A 15686-nucleotide genomic window follows, 5' to 3' on the forward strand; every position below is an offset into this window, starting at 1 on the left:
AAGGATACGATGTCTGGGAAACTCTTAGGGCTGCGTGGAATGCCTTTTCTGTTAAATGACCCCTGTTCAGGTTTCTGTGCGATTCCAATCGCACGTTGACTGCTGCTCACAGTCACAAGAATTTGGATGGCGATTTTGCAGGTGCATGGCTTTCTTATCCGATCAGAGTCCGCTTGCCCCTTCTGCTTCGATGTCTCTCCTTCCCATGGCCGATTCGCCCATTAAATTCGGAACCGACGGCTGGCGCGCCGTGATCGCCCGCGACTACACATTTGCCAATCTGGAACGCGTCGCTCGGGCGACCGCCGCATGGCTGCACGACGCATACGGCGACACGCCGCGCATCGTCATCGGGCATGACACCCGGTTCCTGGGCCGCGAGTTCGCGACCTTTACCGCCCGGGTGCTGGCGGACGCCGGCGTCCACACGACGCTGACGACCTCGTTTCTGTCCACGCCGGCGATCAGCTGGGCCACGCAGGCGATGGGATGCGATGCCGGGATCGTCATTACCGCGAGCCACAATCCGCCCGAGTACAACGGCTACAAGATCAAAGCGCACTTCGGGGGACCGGCAACCCCCGATATGATTTCCGCTGTGGAAGCACAGATTCCGTCGGTCGACGTGTCGGGAGATGAGCCGCCAACCGCCGAAGCGCTGATTGAGGGCGGCATGTTGGATGTGAAAGACGTTCAGACCCAGTATCTTGGCGCGATGCGCGAGATACTCGACATCGAGGCCATCGCCGGATCGGACCTGACCGTCGTTCACGACGCCATGTTCGGTGCCGGGCAAGGCGTGGTCACCTCGCTTCTGGGTACTGCACGCGTCGTCGAGCTACACCACGACCTGAATCCCGGCTTCCACGGGACGCCGCCCGAGCCGATCGATCGCAATCTCAGCAAGCTCCGATCCGTGGTCGCCGAGCCGGGACACGACGTCGGCATTGCGAACGACGGAGACGCCGATCGGATCGGCATGGTGGACGAAAACGGAGACTTCGTCGACTCTCACCGCCTTCTCGCCCTCCTGGTAAAATACCTTCACGAGGAACGCGGCCTCTCTGGCTCGATCGTCAAAACGTTCTCCACGACGCACATGCTCGACAAGATGGCCGAAGCCTACGGCTTTGACATCGAGACGGTCCCCATCGGGTTCAAGCACATCGCGCCCAAGATCGCCACGGGGGATGTCCTCGTCGGCGGGGAAGAGTCGGGCGGGATCGCCGCTAAGGGCCATATCCCGGAGCGGGACGGCATCTACATCGGCCTCCTTATCGTGGAGATGATGGTGAAGCGAGACATGCCGCTTTCGGCCCTCGTCGACGAACTACTCGACCAGTTCGGCCCTCACCATTGCTACCGCGAGGACATTCACATCTCTGATGCCCAGAAACAGTCGGCGCTGAAGCGACTCTCGAAGGAAGGCGGCCTGGACACGGTCAACGGGCACGACGTGGTCGAACTCGACACGCTCGACGGCTACAAGCACCTCACGAAGGAGAACGGCTGGCTCCTCGTCCGCCCCTCCGGCACGGAGCCGGTTCTCCGCGTTTACTCCGAAGCCGACACGCCGGAAGCGGCGCGAGCACTAGTTCACGACGCCCGGGCTCAGCTGGATGTCGGATGACCCGATTGCGAATCGGGAATGACGAATGTGTCCGCGAGCCTACCATCACTCTCGTCAATCACCCTTCGTTTTCGCCTCGGTCCGCATGCGACGCCACAGGCGTGTCCGCCGATGATCTCCCGCACGGATTGGTCGCCGGGGTTGGGCGCGAGGAGCAGGGCGGGGGCCGAGGCTGGGGAAGATAAACGGCTCGCCGGTCTCCAGCCCTGCGAACATCGAACGGGGACACATCAGAAACGGGCCTGAAGGGTAAGAGGCACGGATCGTCTCCGCGCGAGAGCAGACGGATGCGGATGGGTGCTACCGCTGGTCCGTGTCCTCGAATTGAGCCCCGAGATCGGCGCAGAGTGCCTCCAGATGCTCTTGATCCGTCTCGTCGAAGGCAGCCAGGTCGTCGGAGTCGACATCGAGAACCGCCAACAGGGTACCGTCCGGCGTGAGGACGGGGACCACGACCTCCGACCGGGTGCTCGACGAGCACGCGATATGGTCGGGGAACGCTTCCACGTCGGGGACGAGCTGTGTTTCTTCGGTTCGTGCCGCCGCCCCGCAAACGCCGCGATCGAAGGGGATCCGGAGACAGCCGTGCCCGCCCTGGTACGGACCGACGATCAGCAGGTCGTCAGACACGGCCCGATAAAACCCCGTCCAGTGATAGTTGTCGAAGGTGTGGTGCAACTCGCAGGCGACCGTCGCCATCGCAGCCGTCCAGTCCGTTGCGCCGTCGAGCAGTGCCGCGATGCGACGGCGAACGTCCTCGTATGCTTCGTCTTTCGTCGTAGTCGTCTCCATTGGCGGGGGTTTTGGTATTCAGATGTTTGGGTGCTCAGGTGTTTGGGTAACCGTCTGACCCGGTTTATTGTGGGTTATTTGTCGTTTGTCGGATGGATCCTCCGGGAATGTATCCCGGATCAGCGTCCGACGGGACGGGCCCTACGGGCCCACGAGGCTATCCTCGATCTACAATTCCCGCCCCCACCGCACGAACGCTCCAACGATCCAACGAGCCAACGATCCAACGATCCAACGGCGCAACGCAGCGGACAGAATGACGGTCCCGAACCCGCATCGCCGAGAATCGTCCACCCATGCCCCTCATCCCCCAGACCTCACGCCCGCTTCCCCCAGACGCGCTTGTCCGGGAGAAGGCGGACGGTGAGGTCACGATCCACAGTGATCTGGCAGGAGAGACGAGGATAGCCGAAACGGGCGGCAGCGCGGTCGTGCCAGTGCTCGGGGTCAGGGGTGTCGCCCTCCAGCCGGACGCCGCACGTCGCGCAGAGGCCGCGTCCGCCGCAGTTCACCGACTCGGTCAGTCGAACGTAGGGCGACAGATCGTTCCGAAGCAACAGCACCCGGAGATTCGCTCCGGTGCGACACGTGAGAACGTGCCACTCGGTGCCGTCGTGAACACGAACCGAATGACGGGTCTCGCCCGCCGACTCAGGGTGTTCGTGCGATGGTTCGTCCGGATCGCCGTGCTTCCCGGTCATAGCGATCATTCCGTGACGGTCACCCCGCTCCAGAATGCAACGTGACCCTGGATCTCGGAGGCCGCCTCCTTCGGGTTGGGGTAGTACCACGCGGCGTTCTCATTCGTCTCTCCATCGACGACGACGTTGTAGTAGTTCGCCAGCCCTTTCCACGGACAGGTCGACGTATGATCGCTCGCCTCGACCAGGTCGCGGTTGACTGCGTCCGAGGGGAAATAGTGATTGCCTTCCACCACGACGGTGTCGTCGCTTTCCGCGATGACGGTGTTTTTCCAGATGGCTTTCATAACAGATCGGGGTGTTTGAGTGAATCGATGGTTCGTGCCAGCGGCCCGCCGGGATGTGGCGTGATCGGGATCTGGCGCGATCGGTCTATCCCTTCAGTACGAGGGTCAGCATCCACAGAACGAGGCCCGACCGCAGCGCCCAGGCAACGGTTCGAAGCCAGTTCGTGCGGACCAGGAGGCGGTGCAGTCTCGCGTCGAATCCCTGCGTCAGGCGTGCGTGCAGGGGCGCCTGCAGGAGGCCGGTGGAGAGCCAGATGAGTGCCACGAGCCCGAGCCCCGTCCATGCCATCCATAACGGGATTCCGGCGATCGGGTGCCACACGAGCCAGGCAGCGGTGACGAGTTCGACGCCCATCGCAGGCAGAACGATCCACGTGATCCGGGCCATGTGGCGCGACTGGTACGCGTCGTACGTGTCGGTACCGACCTGCGCAAACAGGGGATAATGCACGACCTGGACGACGAGAATGACGCCGAACATGGTAAGCGTCGAGGCGAGGTGAGCCAGGAGGAGGCCGATTGAAGGATGCGGGAGCGGCGTGGTCACAGCGAGTTGGCTCGGTCAGGCAGCGGTTGGGGCCCTGCGGTCGGTCAGAACGGCGCGTGCTGCGTCCCGGCCGGACCGAAGCGCTCCGTTGAGCGATGCCGTCCGCGTGTAATCGCCGCACAGGTAGAGTCCGCGCCGGCGGCGAATCGGCCGCTCGGGCGGCGACAGAAACGGCGGTGCCTGCTCCGGCAAAGCGTACGGGACGTGGACCGTATCAAGGTGCTCCCAGCCCCCGACTTTCATCCCGAACCAGTCGATCAACTGCTGCCGAACGGCCTGCTCGAGCTCAGCGTCCGAGCGATCGGGCTCTCCGACAATCACGACGGAAACCAGAGCGCGATCGTCGGGCGAGTACGACGGTGCCACATCGGACGGGACGCTGATATTATTGACCGGCCCGCTGCCATCCCCGTTCAACACAAGAATGGGCGTATCGAGGGGCGATTCAGGCGCCGCGTAGTAAACGCAAACCGTGGAGCGCGCGTCGACTGGCGTCACGTCTCCGACGAGGCGGTTCGCCGCGGGCGCCTCGGTGGCGACCACGATCGATTCCGACGTCAGCGTTTCACCGGAGGAAAGGACGACCGTGGCCTCGTCGACTCGATCTACCTCCGTATTGAACCGAACGGTCTCCGGCTCCAAATGCGAAGCGATCTGCTCCGGGATGGCTTGCATTCCCTCCGCGGGCAGAACGGCCTGGCCTTCGGAGAACATCTTGAAGATGAACTCGAACATCCGGCTGGACGCCTGGAGCTCGCGGTCGAAGAAGATTCCGCCGAAGAAGGGACGGAAGAACCGGTCGATCATGACTTCGGAGAAGCCCCACCGATCACGCAGCGCCTCCAGCGTTGTCACCTCCGGGCGCGACATGATCTGCGACACGGACGCGCCGGTCAGCGCCTGTCGTGCCCGGGCCACGCGGAGCTTGTCACCGAGCGTCCCGACGGGAGAAAACAGCATCCGGGGTGCGTCGAACGGGTGTCGAAAGGGGTCGGCAATGCGATGGAAGGCGCCGTTACAGCGAACCACCGCGCCGTCGAAGAACGGCTTCAGATCCAGGGCACCGTAGTCCAGCTCTCGCCGGGTTTCCGGGTATTCGGTCAGGAGGACCTGAAAGCCGCGATCCAGCTTGAATCCGTCGACGGTGTCCGTGCGCACGCGTCCCCCTACGGCGTCACTGGCTTCCAGAATCGTGCATTCCACGCCTTCATTCTGAAGGTGCCGGGCGCAAGTGAGCCCGGCGAGGCCGGCCCCGATGATGACGACGGAAGGCGAGGACATAGTGCAGACACAATAGGTTGAGAAATAGAAATCTCAGACGGATACAACGAGACGACAGCGATCAAGTTGGTTACATTCGTGTGCCGAGATCAGCGGTGGCGAGCACGAGTGGGGCGCCTGATACGAATGCGACGCCTGATGATATCGCTCATCCCGCTGTCGCCGGCTCCTGCGTGCGGCCGATCTGGTGCCGGAGGCCGGACTCCAGATCATCATATGCGAAGTCATACCCGGAGTCGATCAGCTTCTCTGGAACAACCCGTGCGCTTTTCAGGAGCATCTCCTCGGCCATCTCACCGCCGAGTGCGCGGACCACAGGAACGGGCGGATTCAGCAGTGCCGGCCGGTGGACGACGTCCGCCAGTGTCGAAGTGTATTCGTCCATGCGTGCGGGATCGGGTGCCGTGACGTTGACCGGCCCCTCGAGGTCGGTCCACAGCATATGGTAGAGTGAACCGATGACGTCATCGATTGTGATCCACGGAAAGAACTGATCCGGGGCGCCGACGCGCCCGCCGAGGCCAAGCTGGAACGCCGGAAGCATCAACTGGAGCGCCCCTCCGGCGGGCGTTAGCACAACGCCGATGCGTGGGTGTACGACCCGCAGGCCCGCTTCCCGCGCCGGGTCGGCCGCCGCCTCCCAGGCGTCACAGACATCCGTAAGAAATCCTCGCTGCCGGGGCTCGCTCGTCTCGGTGATCGGCTCCGTCCCGTGGTCTCCGTAATACCCGACCGCTGAGGTTGAGATAAACGTGTCCGGGGGATGATCGCAGTGGGCCAGCGCGTCGGCCAGGAGCCGCGTGCCGGTGGCCCGGCTGTCCAGAATGCGCGCCTTCTTCTGCTCGGTCCAGAGCCCGAAGACGTTTTCGCCCGCGAGATGGATCACCGCATCCACGTCTTCAAACTTCTCGGTCTCCACGACACCGGACCGCGGGTCCCAGAGGATCTCCCCTTCCCCGGCCGGCCCGGTTCGAACCAGCGGCGTCACGGTGTGTCCGCCCGTGGTCAGCATCGCGGTCAGAGCGGAGCCGACGAGGCCGGATGCGCCGCTGACCGCGATCGTGAGGGCTCGACCGTCCGGGTTGTACCGCTGGTGAAGCTCCAGGTCGCGTCGAGTGATGCGATGCCGGTACGCGAACTGTCGCTCGAGCTCCGGACGGGCAAACCATTTTGCGACCTGCGAACCGATCGGTCCGCCGGGCAGGGCAAACTCGATGGAATCGACGAGGCGGCTCGTCTTCGCATCGACGGCTTCCATCCGGTGGGCATGATCCCAGTGAGCAAACGGGCCGGAGACCTGACGATCGCGGAACTGCTCGCCGTCGACCACGTCGTGGTGCTCCGCCACCCACCGCAGACTGAGGGGCCCCGGGCCAATCCGGATCACGGCACGGTCGCCCTCTCCGATCCCCTCGAACGACGCCAGACGCACGGGGGCCCATGGGGGAACGAGCCGTTGAAAAGCACCTGGACGCGCATGCCAGTCGAACAGCGCACGCGCCGATACCGGCATCTCAGAAGAAAAACGAAGTGTGCTCACAATCGAGTGATCTGGGGCCTGGAATGAAGCGGGACGAGAACGGGACCTGCGCCGGTACACCGCGAGGCTACAGGTCGCCGGCAGCGAGACGCTCGCGGTATTCCTCCGCCTGATCGGCAATCGCCTCCAGTTCGTCCTCCGACTTCCGCCGGACGTTCGCGAGCTGGAAGTTCATGCGTCGATTCCCGGAGAACGTTTCCTGGTGGCGATTCAGAAAGTCCCAGTAGAACGTCGAAAACGGGCAGGCATCGTCGCCGGTTGATTCAGCGGGGTCAAATCGACAATGGGAGCAGTAGTTGCTCTGCCGCGAAATATATTTGCCCGATGCGGTGTAAGGTTTCGTTCCGACGATCCCCCCGTCCGCGTACAGTGCCATGCCGATCATATTCGGCTGCGATACCCATTCCCAGGCATCGACGTAGTACGCCTCATGCCAGTCGTTCATCTGGGCCGGATCCACCCCGGCCATCATCCCAAACAGGCCGATCACCATGAGCCGCGGAATGTGGTGCGTGTACCCGTGCTCTTTGACCTGGCCGACGCATTCACTCATGCACCGCATCTGCGTCTCACCGGTCCAGTATACGTCCGGTAGGTCGAGCGCTGCATCAAGCGCGTTCTTGTGCCCGTATTCCGGCGCGTGAAGCCAGTACACGCCTCGGACGAACTCTCGCCATCCCAGGATCTGTCGAATAAAGCCCTCGACCGCGTTGATGGGCGCGTGGCCGTTCTCATAGGCCTGCTCCGCGGCGCGAACAGCGTCGAGCGGGGACAGCAGCTTCAGGTTAAGCGCTACGGAAAGCCGGGAGTGATACAAGAAGGCCCGTCCGGTCCACATGGCGTCTTGATACGTCCCGAAGGTGGGAAGCCGGTTATCGATGAAGTCTTCGAGAGCCTCTTGCGCCTGTTCCGGGGTGACGGGCCAGCGAAACGTGTCGAGGTCGCCCGGCGCCGAGGCAAAGTCTGTGCGCACCATCTCCAGCACATCCTCCGTGACCGGGTCTCGGTCGAAAGACGGTCCGTCGGGAATCATCCCGGGACCGTCGGCGCCGAAGCTCTCTCGATTGTCGTCATCATAATTCCAGTCGCCACCGACCGGGTCGCCATCGTCCGTCAGTAGCACATCGTACGCCCGCCGCTGCTCGCGGTAGAAGTACTCCAGTGTGAGCTCCTTGCGACCATCGGCCCAGGCGTCGAAGTCTTCGTGCGTGCACAGAAAGTGACGGTCCGCGTAGACACTGAAGTCGACCCCTTCCTCGTCGCACACCGCTTCGAGTTCATCCAGAAGCGATGCCCGGCCTGGCTCCGTGACGGCAACGTCCCCGGCGCCGTGGTCACGGATCTGCTGGCGCAGAAAACCGGCAACGCCGATCCCGTCCGACGCATGGTAGGGATCAGCATCGTCCTCAGGCGGTGTCGCGGTATCATAGTGCACGGTGAATCCCCGGTCGCGCAGGCCGTCCCGAAAGTGACGCATCGCGGCGAACCCGACAGCGAGTCGTTGCTTGTGCTCCCGGAAGCGCCCGCGGTCGCGGTCGTTCTCGGTCATGATGACGACATCCCGCTCGGGATCGACGTCATCAAGCAGGGCCGCCGATCCATCTAACTGGTCGCGCAGAACGAGGAGGAGACGCATGGAGAACATTGAGGTGAATCGAAGAGATGCACATGATCTGCGCCTCCAGATGGGAGGGCAATACGACCCGGGGCGCGCGCGAATCACACCGTACGCCCGAGATTCTAACGGACGCGCCGATCGCCCCCGGAGTCGTGGACCGCTGACGTGTTACCCGGCGCGCACCGTTCCCAGGCCGCCGTCCACGCCGATCACCTGCCCCGTCACCCAGGAGGTCTCGGGGTCGAGGAGCCAGCACACGGCCGGCCCGACATCTTCCGGCTTCCCCACGCGCCCCAGCGGATGCATGCTCTCGGACTGCTTCCGTCCGGCTTCACTGCTGAGAATATTTTTGGACATCGGCGTGTCGACGAGGCCGGGAGCGACGCAGTTGACGCGCACGCCGCGACCGGAGTAGGTGGCCGCTGCTGCCCGCATGAGGCCCGTGACACCACCCTTCGCGGCGGCGATCGCCTCGTGATTCTTTAGGCCGGTGCGCGCAACGGCGGACGTCATCAGCACCACCGATCCTCCGTCCCGCATCATTGCACGAGCGCCGGCCTTGACCGTGTTGAACGCCGTGTCGAGGTTTTTCGCGATCTGCTCCCGGTATTCGTCGATCGAAGTAAGGTGCGCCGGCTTAAGAAGAATCGACCCGACGAAGTTCACGATGCCGTCGATCCGTCCGTACGTGTCGGTTGCATGGTCGACGATCCCCTGGACCTGATCGAATTCGGTGGCGTCAAGAGGGTATGCGTCGCCGCCGGTCTCTGATACCAGCGCGTTCAGATCCTCCTCCGTGCGCGCACCGAGCACGAGCTGGGCCCCACGATCGGCCAGACGATGGGAAACATCGGATCCGATGCCACCCGTGGCGCCGATGAGTACGTAAACGGGAGCGCTGGAGTCTGCCATAGTGAACCGATCGATTGTCGATGGAAGCGATTGAAGGAACGGGCGAATGGAGCCCAGATAGGTGTAGACCAGATAGGTGTCTCCGTGTCTGATCGCTTCAACGAGCGGCATCGGGCAGGATTCATGGCGCCGTCTGAAATAGGTAGATCGTTACGGCCCTCAAGCGTGCGTCACGATCGGCTCACGATCTGATTGATCGCCCCCTACGGCTCCACCGCTTCGTCATCCGACACAGGCGGGCGAAGCACGGTGTCTACGACATGAATCACGCCGTTGCCGGTGACAATATCCGCATCCAGAACGGTGCCCCCCCCGACGCGCACGGTGTTGTCATCAGCGCTCACAGATACGAGGGCACCCCGTAGCGTCTCAACCTGTGACATCCCGGCGAGCTCTTCGCTCATCAAGCGTCGTTCGACGACGTGCTGGGACAGAATCATCCGAAGACGATCGCGATTCTCGCCGTCCAACAGGTCTGGGACGGTTCCCTCCGGAAGCGTGCCGAAGGCATTGTTGGTCGGTGCGAACAGGGTGTAGGGGCCGTCCTGCGTTAGGAGAGAGTCGAGTCCGCTGGAATCGATCGCTGTTGCGAGCGTGGTGAACCGATCGTCCGTTTGCACAACCCCCACCACGGTTGTGCTGTCACCCAGAACGGTCGTTGACGCCGGGTCGTCGTCTTGCGACGGCGTCGAATCGCCGCATCCGCTCGTCGCGGTCAGGACGAGGACGATGAGGAAGATCGAGAGCGCCCGAAAGCGAGAGAGAGTATCCATGAACGAGGGGGGTACTGGTCGTTTATGCGTCAATTGCTGTACTTTTTTCTGTCCGTGCTGTTTTCCTGCCGCGTGGGATTTTTTGTTCCTTGCAAGGTTGCGTCCGCCACCGACCGGTTCTTCTTGAAAACACGGTCAACCTCTTGACACGCAGGGCAAGTGCATCGTACCGTACGGTTCCGGAAGCTCAGTGCCCCGGCGCGTTTGTCCAGGCGCAAAGCATCTGTGAATCAGGAACCCGCTATGTGCAGCAAGGTAATAGCGGGTCCTGACGAGCCAAAGGGCTCGCACACATATTCCTCGGTAGCTCAGTGGCAGAGCATCCGGCTGTTAACCGGACGGTCGCTGGTTCGAATCCAGCCCGGGGAGCCACACCGTCGCTCGATCGGTTTCGACCGGTCGAGCGTTTTTTATGCCCGCAGGTTTTTTTGTGCCTGCCGGGTCATTATCGAATAATAAAACGCCCGCTCCGGGCGGAATGCCGGAAGCGGGCGCGCCTTATGTGTCGGGACGATGGCGACTGAGGCTTATTTCGTCCAGTCGTTGTTCGTCCGATCGACGTCGGGAAAGTACGCGTCCGGATCCAGCTCCACGCGCTGCAGATCCCCTGCCGGCAGCGTGATGGTCGTCTTGCGTTGGCCGTTCATCCACGGCGTGACGTCCGACCTCCGCGTCACGGTGTCGCCGTCCGCATACGTCGCCTCGACGATCACCGGCATGATTAGGTTGTCCCGGTCCTCAACCACGACCACCGGCTCGTCGCCGCTCACATCCACCTCGGCGATCGCATGGTCCATGGACCACTTCTCGAAGAAGGCGCCGCGCCAGAACCAGTCCAACTCGCGGTCCGCCACGTCTTCGAAGGTATTAAAGAAGTCGTACGGGGACGGGTGTTTGTACGCCCAGCGCTCCACGTACTCGCGATAAGCGCGGAAGAAGATTTCATTCCCGAGCACGCCGCGTAGCGCGTGCAGCATGGTCCCGGGTTTGGCGTAGGAGGCGTAGACGCGCTCCGGTCCATCCGGCGGATACAGGTCGGCGTGCCGGAAGGACGGGGCTTCCTGAGCCGTTCCGGCAAACCGGTAGAACCAGTTCTCGGACGGAGCCCAGTTGTCGGTTTCAAAGAACTCGGACGCGCCTTCATTTTCGTTGAAGGTCGTGGTCCCCTCATCCAGCCAGGCGTGGCGCTTCTCGTTGGTCCCCACGATCATCGGCACCCACATGTGGGAAATCTCATGGTAAGTGACGCCGAACAGGGACTCCGGCGTGTTACGGTTGCCACCGATCAGCGTAATCATGGGAAACTCCATACCCCCGCCGATGATGCCCTCCACGGCCGTCATCTGCGGATACGGGTAGGGCATCAGCATGTCGGACAGGTGCTCGACCGAGAACTGCGAGAATTCCGCCGATCGGTCCCACTGGCTGGTCCCCGGTCGGTAGAGTGCGTGAATCATGGCCGATCCTTCTCCGGTACTCGCAGAGGCGGCGTCCCACACATAACTTGCCGAGGTCCCGAATGCCACGTCCCGCACGCGGTCGGCGCGAAACGTCCAGGTCAGGGTACCGTCTTCATTATCGGACGTAGCCGTTGCCGTGCCGGCGCCCCGATCGTCCTCTGTCACGACGTTCACGATGTCGCCGGTCTGAGCCGCCTTCTCAAGGCGAGAGGCCGTTTGCTCCGAGAGCACCGTCTCCGGGTTCTGAAGCGTCCCGGTGGCACCGACGAGCCAGCCTTCCGGCACGGTTACCGACAGGTCGTAGTCGGCATAACCCATGTAGAATTCGCCGTCGCCCTGGTACAGTTCGGCGACCCACCCGTCGACGTCGTCGTACACGGCGAGGTGCGGGTACCAGTAGGCGAGGTAGAACACATCGCCGTCCTGCCCCATCCGGAAATTATCTTCGCCGGGAATGCGGAAACTCCACTCCGTGCTGAGGGTGACGGAGTCTCCAGGCACCACTGCTTCAGGGAGGATGACACGCATCCGTGTGGCGTCGACCACATACCCCATACCCTTCCGACGCAGGTCGCGGCGGGTCTGAAGTTCGACCATGTCGGTGCCATTGAACCCCAGCTTTTCGATCGTCATTCCCCCGGTGACCTCCGCACGTCGGGTTCGCTCCATTCCTTCTGCGTGAATGTTCTGCCGAAGGTGCAGGGCGAGCGTCCGGAGCGAGTCCGGCGATCGATTGATGAAGGTGATCGTGCCCGACCCGTGGAGCATGGCGTCGGACGGGGAAATGCGAGCACTCAGGTCGTAGCGTGCGTAGTTGGTCCAGTACGCTTCGCCCGGGGTCCCATCGAGCGTCCGGGTTCCGTTCTCGACAGCCTGCTGAAATAGCGGGCGCGGCTGGATGGGGTACGGAATCGGACGGCGCGTTTCCACGGCGGCGGCGTCCGAGCCGTCTGGGGACGCCTGCTGTGCCTGGGCCGGAGCCCCGACAACAAGCAGGACGACAAGAAATGAGATGAATCGATGCATGAAGGGGCGTGGGTTCGTGGGGAAATGATGGATAGCCTCTACGGCTGATCCTGTGGGAACGTTCAGGCGGGGCGTTCAGCGTTCAGTCTGGGCACATCCCGGGATTCTGTTCGGTAGGATGGGTCGACGGGTGTCCGGTTCTCGGCCCCCCAATTCTTTTCTCACCCGATCCTGCGGTACGCATGTCAGACCTTTCAGGCATTATCACCTTCCTCCGCCGTGCTGAAGCGATGAAGAGCACGCTCCGATCTGCGTATACCTCGACGGGACGGACGGAGAGCGTGGCGGCGCACACGTGGCGCCTGACATTGATCGTGACCGTCCTGGCGCCCGAATACCCGGACATCGACGTTGCGAAGCTGCTGAAGATGTGCGTGGTCCACGACCTCGGAGAGGCGATCCACGGCGACGTCCCGGCTCCGGAGCAGGGTGAGGGGTCCGAGCGGGCAGACCGGGAGCGGCAGGACCTGCAGGCGCTGACGGAGACGCTGCCTGCCTCTACCCGGCGCGAGATTCTGGAACTCTGGGATGAGTACGAGGCGGCTGAGACCGCGGAGGCGCGACTGGCAAAGGCGTTCGACAAGCTTGAGACCATCCTTCAGCACAACCAGGGCGACAACCCGCCGGACTTCGACTACGCTTTCAACCTGAACTACGGGACGGAGTACACCGACCTCGATCCGCTCGTCACGGAGTTTCGCCGGATCCTGGACGAGGAAACCCGCCAGCGGGACGCGGAGGGGTGAGCGGAATATGACTGAGAATTGGGAATGGGGAAGGCGAAATTGGAGGCATACCGTTAGGGAATCTGCACCCTCTCTGCGCTTCGGAATTGGCCCGTAGCGTTTAGCTTTTCCCGTCCTCAGTTTCCGCGGGCGCCGTGGCGGTCGAACCACTCGAGAATGTGGGCGATTTTCGCCATCAGGTGACTGGGCCGCGCCGCGATTCCGTGAGAGGCGCCCGGGATGCGGACCATGACGGTCTCGACCTGTTCCAGCTGCAGCGCCTGGTAATACTGCTCGGTCTCGGACATCGGCGTCCGATAATCCTTCTCCCCGGTCAGCAGCATCGTCGGTGTCGTCACGTTGCCGACGAGGGAAATCGGCGAGTGCTCCATGTACTCGTCGAGGTGCTCCCACGGCGGACCGGAGAACCAGTACCGGGTAAAGAACGGGTACATGTCGCTCGTCAGCACAAAGCTGTACCAGTTGATCACCGGCTTGGCCACCACGGCGGCTCGGAACCGGTCGGTTTGCCCGATAATCCACGCCGTCAGCACGCCCCCGCCGCTCCCGCCCGTCACGTAGAGCCGATCGGTGTCGATCCCACCGCGATCGACAACGGCGTCGACGCCCGCCATCAGGTCGTCGTAGTCGGGTCCCGGGTAGTTCCTGTGGATGGCGTTGCCGAAGGCTTCCCCGTAGCTGGTGCTGCCGCGCGGATTGGTGTACAACACGACGTAGCCGGCGGCGGCATAGAGCTGCATCTCCGCACTGAATCGTGGTCCGTAGTTGGCATAGGGCCCGCCATGAATCTCCAGCAGCAGCGGGTACTCCCGCGACGCGTCAAAGTCCGGCGGCCGGACGATCCATCCTTCGATCTCCGTGCCGTCGGCGGTTGTGTACGTGATCTCCTCGACCGCTCCCCATCGAACGCGGCTCGACAGGTCCTGCGTGAGCTGCGTCAGGCGCCGAACGCCCCGCCCCTGTGTCACTGCCACGTCGGACGGGTGATGCGGCCCGACGTGGGTGAACGCGATGCGCCCGTTGGCCGCGACCGAAAACGACCCGCTCGCGTAGGGCCGGCCAAGTGTGGTCCCACCGACGTTCGAGGTAATCTCCCGGATATTTCCGTCTTCGGAAACGGCACCGATCCGCGTTGTGCCCTCATCGTCGTACTGTACGTAAATCGTTTCTCCGTCCGCGCTCCACGTCGGGTTTTGAACGTCCCGATCGAATTCACCGGTCAACACCTCCTTTTCCCCACTTTCGAGGTCGTACACGTGCAGGCGCGTGATCTGATACCCCTGGTACGCGTCATCGAAGCCGGTGTAGGCGATCCGGGAGCCGTCGGGGGAGACTGCCGGGTTCTCATCCGGACCTTTACGGCGGGTCAGCGCCGTGATGTCCCCGGTCTGCAGGTCGACCCGGTGCAACTCGGTATCTAACGGATCGTAGGGTGCATCCTCTGATCGGTCGGCCGAGAGGATCAGCGCCGAGCCGTCGGGCATCCAGTCGATGGCGCCGCCGTGATCGTACGGCCCCGACGTGACCTGCCGCGGCGTGCCGCCTTCATCGGGCACGATGAATACCTGGCGGTACCCGTCCTTCATGTAGCCCGCACCGTCCGATCGGTACAGCACGTCATCGATCACCCGGGCGCCGGGGGCCCAGTCCGCGCCTTCCGGCGGCGCCGGCATGCGGGCAAAGGGGCGAGACGGCTCTTCTTTCATCATCGAAAATGCGAGGTGTGACCCGTCGGGCGACCAGACCAGGCGGCCCGGGGACGCGTCCAGCTGCGTGATGCGCGCCGTCTCGCCGGACGCCATCCATCGAACGTAGATCTCGCTTCCCTCCTCCTCGGTCGACGACACGTACGCAATCCGGTCCCCGGAGGGCGACCATCGAGGCGATGAAGCATCGATCCCGGGATCCGTCACCGGCCGATGTCCGCGGCCGTCCGCATTCACCAGCCAGAGCTGTGACTCCCGTCGGTCGGTCATGCGGTTCATCGAGGTGCGAACATACACCACGGATTCGCCGCTGGGATGAATCTGGGGGTCGGCGGCATATTCCAGCGCAAAGACGTCGGTAAGCTCAAAATGGAGCGAGTCGGTCGCGTACTGCGCATGCGCCGTGCGGGGTGAAAGACCCGGACCGGCGAGGAGCAACGCGCCAACGAGCACTCCGGTGAGAAGGGGAAAGACCGTGCAGATGCGTTCACGCATGGAGGTAGACTCTGGGGAAACGATCGACATCGCGACCAAACTACGAAGACAGAACCGTAGTCGCGAAAGACCTCGTCAAGATCGGTGACCGGTGTGACTCTTTCCGCTTGGAGGGCGGCTTCGCTGGTACGAAGACAGAATATTCGCCCTCTTCCCCTCACGCATTCCTACC

General features: G+C 63.0%; 13 protein-coding genes and 1 tRNA gene. 3 read left to right on the forward strand and 11 right to left on the reverse strand.

What is annotated here, in order from left to right:
• The first annotated feature begins 190 nt into the window (after window positions 1-190).
• Window positions 191-1630 (forward strand): phosphoglucomutase/phosphomannomutase family protein, encoded by a 1440-nt coding sequence (locus ACFCU0_RS08535; protein ID WP_434973243.1) that lies wholly within the window; start codon window positions 191-193, stop codon window positions 1628-1630.
• A 300-nt stretch (window positions 1631-1930) separates the two neighbouring features.
• Here the strand turns inward: ACFCU0_RS08535 and ACFCU0_RS08540 are convergent, their stop codons facing one another.
• The 9 genes from ACFCU0_RS08540 to ACFCU0_RS08580 all read right to left on the reverse strand — a co-directional run bounded on the left by ACFCU0_RS08540 (window position 1931) and on the right by ACFCU0_RS08580 (window position 10081).
• Window positions 1931-2422, reverse strand: a complete 492-nt coding sequence (locus ACFCU0_RS08540; protein WP_434973244.1) for a GAF domain-containing protein — start codon at window positions 2420-2422, stop codon at window positions 1931-1933.
• A gap of 317 nt (window positions 2423-2739) precedes the next feature.
• On the reverse strand, window positions 2740-3132 hold the full coding sequence (locus ACFCU0_RS08545) for a 2Fe-2S iron-sulfur cluster-binding protein (RefSeq protein WP_434973245.1): 393 nt from the start codon (window positions 3130-3132) through the stop codon (window positions 2740-2742).
• Window positions 3129-3410, reverse strand: coding sequence for a DUF427 domain-containing protein (locus tag ACFCU0_RS08550; protein ID WP_434973246.1), 282 nt, complete (start codon window positions 3408-3410; stop codon window positions 3129-3131). The genes ACFCU0_RS08545 and ACFCU0_RS08550 overlap by 4 nt, the downstream gene beginning before the upstream one ends.
• Window positions 3411-3495: 85 nt before the next feature.
• The gene (locus ACFCU0_RS08555; RefSeq protein ID WP_434973247.1) at window positions 3496-3957 is read right to left on the reverse strand and encodes a hypothetical protein; all 462 of its coding nucleotides are present in this window, start codon (window positions 3955-3957) and stop codon (window positions 3496-3498) included.
• 15 nt (window positions 3958-3972) lie between these two features.
• Window positions 3973-5238 carry an NAD(P)/FAD-dependent oxidoreductase gene (locus tag ACFCU0_RS08560; protein WP_434973248.1) on the reverse strand — a complete coding sequence of 422 codons (1266 nt, stop codon included), beginning with the start codon at window positions 5236-5238 and terminating at the stop codon, window positions 3973-3975.
• A gap of 148 nt (window positions 5239-5386) precedes the next feature.
• Window positions 5387-6778, reverse strand: coding sequence for a TIGR01777 family oxidoreductase (locus ACFCU0_RS08565; RefSeq protein ID WP_434973249.1), 1392 nt, complete (start codon window positions 6776-6778; stop codon window positions 5387-5389).
• A 67-nt stretch (window positions 6779-6845) separates the two neighbouring features.
• Window positions 6846-8414 (reverse strand): cryptochrome/photolyase family protein, encoded by a 1569-nt coding sequence (locus ACFCU0_RS08570; protein WP_434973250.1) that lies wholly within the window; start codon window positions 8412-8414, stop codon window positions 6846-6848.
• 150 nt (window positions 8415-8564) lie between these two features.
• Complete coding sequence (locus ACFCU0_RS08575; protein WP_434973251.1) at window positions 8565-9308, reverse strand: SDR family NAD(P)-dependent oxidoreductase; 744 nt, start codon at window positions 9306-9308, stop codon at window positions 8565-8567.
• A 203-nt stretch (window positions 9309-9511) separates the two neighbouring features.
• A complete protein-coding gene (locus ACFCU0_RS08580) occupies window positions 9512-10081 on the reverse strand; it encodes a fasciclin domain-containing protein (protein ID WP_434973252.1) in 570 nt (189 codons plus the stop codon).
• Between the two features lie 297 nt (window positions 10082-10378).
• On the opposite strand from ACFCU0_RS08580, the gene ACFCU0_RS08585 reads away from it, so the two are divergent.
• Window positions 10379-10453 (forward strand) — tRNA-Asn (locus tag ACFCU0_RS08585).
• A 155-nt stretch (window positions 10454-10608) separates the two neighbouring features.
• Here the strand turns inward: ACFCU0_RS08585 and ACFCU0_RS08590 are convergent.
• Window positions 10609-12567: a M1 family metallopeptidase gene (locus ACFCU0_RS08590; protein ID WP_434973253.1), complete on the reverse strand. Its 1959-nt coding sequence runs from the start codon at window positions 12565-12567 to the stop codon at window positions 10609-10611.
• Window positions 12568-12749: 182 nt separating this feature from the next.
• Here ACFCU0_RS08590 and ACFCU0_RS08595 point away from each other — a divergent pair, with 182 nt between their 5' ends.
• Window positions 12750-13313 (forward strand): HD domain-containing protein, encoded by a 564-nt coding sequence (locus tag ACFCU0_RS08595; RefSeq protein ID WP_434973254.1) that lies wholly within the window; start codon window positions 12750-12752, stop codon window positions 13311-13313.
• A 116-nt stretch (window positions 13314-13429) separates the two neighbouring features.
• Here ACFCU0_RS08595 and ACFCU0_RS08600 read toward each other — a convergent pair whose 3' ends face one another.
• Entirely contained in the window at window positions 13430-15514 is a 2085-nt protein-coding gene (locus tag ACFCU0_RS08600; protein ID WP_434973255.1) for a prolyl oligopeptidase family serine peptidase, read from the reverse strand.
• Window positions 15515-15686 lie beyond the last annotated feature (172 nt).

This window comes from Longibacter sp. (assembly GCF_051155795.1).
Classification (GTDB): Bacteria; Bacteroidota; Rhodothermia; order Rhodothermales; family Salinibacteraceae; genus Longibacter.

Bases quoted from the DNA above. Each gene is read 5' to 3' on its own strand.
- ACFCU0_RS08535 (WP_434973243.1), top strand. From the start codon at position 191: ATGTCTCTCCTTCCCATGGCCGATTCGCCCATTAAATTCGGAACCGAC.
- ACFCU0_RS08540 (WP_434973244.1), bottom strand. From the start codon at position 2,422: ATGGAGACGACTACGACGAAAGACGAAGCATACGAGGACGTTCGCCGT.
- ACFCU0_RS08545 (WP_434973245.1), bottom strand. From the start codon at position 3,132: ATGATCGCTATGACCGGGAAGCACGGCGATCCGGACGAACCATCGCAC.
- ACFCU0_RS08550 (WP_434973246.1), bottom strand. From the start codon at position 3,410: ATGAAAGCCATCTGGAAAAACACCGTCATCGCGGAAAGCGACGACACC.
- ACFCU0_RS08560 (WP_434973248.1), bottom strand. From the start codon at position 5,238: ATGTCCTCGCCTTCCGTCGTCATCATCGGGGCCGGCCTCGCCGGGCTC.
- ACFCU0_RS08570 (WP_434973250.1), bottom strand. From the start codon at position 8,414: ATGCGTCTCCTCCTCGTTCTGCGCGACCAGTTAGATGGATCGGCGGCC.
- ACFCU0_RS08575 (WP_434973251.1), bottom strand. From the start codon at position 9,308: ATGGCAGACTCCAGCGCTCCCGTTTACGTACTCATCGGCGCCACGGGT.
- ACFCU0_RS08580 (WP_434973252.1), bottom strand. From the start codon at position 10,081: ATGGATACTCTCTCTCGCTTTCGGGCGCTCTCGATCTTCCTCATCGTC.
- ACFCU0_RS08590 (WP_434973253.1), bottom strand. From the start codon at position 12,567: ATGCATCGATTCATCTCATTTCTTGTCGTCCTGCTTGTTGTCGGGGCT.
- ACFCU0_RS08595 (WP_434973254.1), top strand. From the start codon at position 12,750: ATGTCAGACCTTTCAGGCATTATCACCTTCCTCCGCCGTGCTGAAGCG.
- ACFCU0_RS08600 (WP_434973255.1), bottom strand. From the start codon at position 15,514: ATGCGTGAACGCATCTGCACGGTCTTTCCCCTTCTCACCGGAGTGCTC.